The sequence below is a fragment of the Sphingomonas bacterium genome, assembly GCF_903643065.1.
In the GTDB taxonomy this organism is placed as follows: Bacteria; Pseudomonadota; Alphaproteobacteria; order Sphingomonadales; family Sphingomonadaceae; genus Sphingomonas.
On the sequence record NZ_CAHJWX010000455.1, the window covers coordinates 1 to 2,660 of the forward strand.

2 protein-coding genes and 1 pseudogene are annotated in these 2,660 nt (G+C 69.6%); all 3 read left to right on the forward strand.

Features of this window, described 5'->3' with window-relative positions; translation table 11 throughout:
* The coding region (locus HUU95_RS13790; protein WP_438827217.1) for an HdaA/DnaA family protein at nucleotides 1-282 on the forward strand (282 nt) is incomplete at its 5' end.
* Nucleotides 279-2,441: an RNA degradosome polyphosphate kinase gene (locus HUU95_RS13795; protein WP_174280629.1), complete on the forward strand. Its 2,163-nt coding sequence runs from the start codon at nucleotides 279-281 to the stop codon at nucleotides 2,439-2,441. The genes HUU95_RS13790 and HUU95_RS13795, both read left to right, overlap by 4 nt.
* Nucleotides 2,438-2,660 (forward strand): annotated as a pseudogene (locus HUU95_RS13800) (Ppx/GppA family phosphatase); the annotation flags it as partial. The gene HUU95_RS13795 and the pseudogene HUU95_RS13800, both read left to right, overlap by 4 nt.

Genomic DNA, 2,660 nt, shown 5'->3' on the forward strand with positions numbered 1-2,660 from the left:
CTCGCCGCCGGCGTCGTCGCCACGATCGGGCCGCCCGACGACGCGCTCGTCCGCGCGCTGCTGGCCGAGCTATGCCACCGGCGCGGGCTGGACGCGCGGCCCGACCTGATCGACTGGATCGCGCCCCGGCTGGAGCGCAGTCATCTAGCCGTCATTCGCGCGGTCGATAGTCTCGACGCGCAGGCGCTGGAGACGCGGCGGCGCCTGTCGATCCCGCTCGCGCGCGGCGTGCTGGAGGCGGCGGGGCTGATCGCGGCCCGCGCGCGTTCGGAGGACGCATGACCACTCGCCCGTACCTTGCCCGGCTCACCGAACCGGACGACGACGCGTTCGAGGCGATGCCGGGCGAGCGCTATTTCAATCGCGAGCTGTCCTGGCTCGCCTTCAACCGTCGCGTGCTGGAGGAGGCGGAGAACCTGGCGCATCCGCTGCTCGAACGGCTGCGGTTCCTGTCCATTTCCGGCTCCAACCTCGATGAGTTCTTCATGGTCCGCGTCGCCGGGCTGAGGGGGCAGCAGCTGCAGGAGGTGGAGCGCCTGTCCGCCGACGGGCTGACCGTCAGCCAGCAGCTCGCCGCCGTGATCGTCGCCGCCGACGAGCTGGTCGCCGCGCAGCAGCGTGTGTGGGCGGCGCTGCGCAGCGGGCTGGACGAGGCTGGCCTCCATGTGCTGCGCCGCGACGAGGTGGACGAGCCCACCGCCGTCTGGCTGGAGCAGTATTTTCGCGATCAGCTCTTCCCGACGCTGACCCCACAGGCGCTCGACCCCGCGCATCCGTTCCCGTTTATCCCCAACAAGGGCCTGTCGCTGATCTTCGATCTGGTCCGCGCGTCGGACGACGAGCCGATCCGCGAGCTGGTGATGCTGCCCGCCGTCACCGCGCGCTTCATCCGGCTGCCGGGCGAGCCGGCGCGGTTCGTCACGGCCGAAGCGGTGGTGAAGCGCTTCGCGCCCGTGCTCTTCCCCGGCTACCGCGTCGTCGGCTGCGCCACCTTCCGCGTGCTGCGCGACAGCGACATCGAGATCGAGGAGGAAGCCGAGGACCTGGTCCGCTATTTCACCAATGCCATCAAGCGCCGCCGTCGCGGCCGCGTCATCCGGCTGGAGCTGGAGACCGGTACGGCGCCGGGGCTCGCGGCGGTGCTCAAGGAGGAGCTAGGCGGCGCCCAGGCGCTCATCACCGAATCCGGCCAGCTGCTGGGACTTGGCGATCTGGAGCGCGTGGTCGAGGAGGATCGGCCCGACCTGAAGTTCCCGCCCTTCGCGCCGCGCTTTCCCGAGCGCATCCGCGAGTTCGGCGGCAATTGCTTCGCGGCGATCGCCGCCAAGGACATCGTCGTCCACCATCCCTATGAGACGTTCGACGTCGTGCTCGCCTTCCTCAAGCAGGCGGCGAACGACCCCGACGTGGTCGCGATCAAGCAGACGCTGTACCGTGCCGGCAAACAGTCTGCCGTCATCAACGCGCTGATCGCGGCGGCCGAGGCGGGCAAGTCGGTCACCGCCGTGGTCGAGCTCAAGGCGCGCTTCGACGAGGAGCAGAACCTGCACTGGGCGTCGGCGCTGGAGCGCGCGGGGGTGCAGGTCGTGTATGGCTTCATCGACTGGAAGACCCATGCCAAGGTCGCCATGGTCGTCCGGCGCGAGGCCGGGGCGTTTCGGACCTACTGTCATTTCGGCACCGGCAACTACCATCCGGTCACCGCGCGCATCTACACGGACCTGAGCTTCTTCACCGCCGACCCGGCGATCGGCCGCGACGCGACGCAGATGTTCAACTACATCACCGGCTATGTCGAGCCGACCGCGATGACGAAGGTCGGCCTCAGCCCTCGCGACTTGCGCCGAAGCCTCGTCGCGCTGATCGACGCCGAGATCGCGCAGGCCCGCGCCGGCCGGCCAGCGGCGATCTGGGCAAAGATGAACGCACTGGTCGATCCCGCGCTCATCGAGAAGCTGTACGAGGCGAGCGGGGCGGGGGTGGAGATCGAGCTGATCGTGCGCGCGATCTGCTGCCTGCGCCCCGGCGTGCCCGGCCTGTCCGAGCGCATCCGTGTCAAGTCGGTGGTCGGCCGGTTCCTGGAGCATAGCCGCATCTGGGCGTTCGGCCAGGGCGAGCTGCTGCCCAACGACCGCGCGCGGCTGTTCATCTCGTCCGCCGACTGGATGCCGCGCAATTTCGACCGGCGCGTGGAGTACATGCTGCCGATCGAGAACCCGACGGTGCACGAGCAGATCCTCGATCAGGTCATGGTCGCCAACCTGATCGACAACGAGCAGAGCTGGGAACTCGGCGCCGATGGCGGCTATGCCCGTGTCGAGCCGGGCGAGCGGCCGTTCAACCTGCACCGCTATTTCGTCACCAATCCCAGCCTGTCCGGTCGCGGCGCCGCGCTGGAGGGCGCCGATGTCCCGACCCTGTCGCTGAGGCGGGGGCGTTGACCTCGCTCCTGTTTCGCAAGCCCGCGTCCACCACTCACCCCCGTGCCGCGATCATCGATATCGGCTCCAACTCGATCCGGCTGGTGGTGACGCAGGGTCCGCCGCGCGTGCCCGCGACCCTGTTCAACGAGAAGGTCATGGCGGGCCTCGGCCGCTCGCTCGCCGCGACCGGCGCGATCGACGCGGACGCGCTCGGCGTCGCGCGAACCGCGCTGGCCC

Excerpts from the sequence above, each read along its gene's own strand:
- HUU95_RS13795 (WP_174280629.1), top strand. The coding sequence starts at position 279 with ATGACCACTCGCCCGTACCTTGCCCGGCTCACCGAACCGGACGACGAC.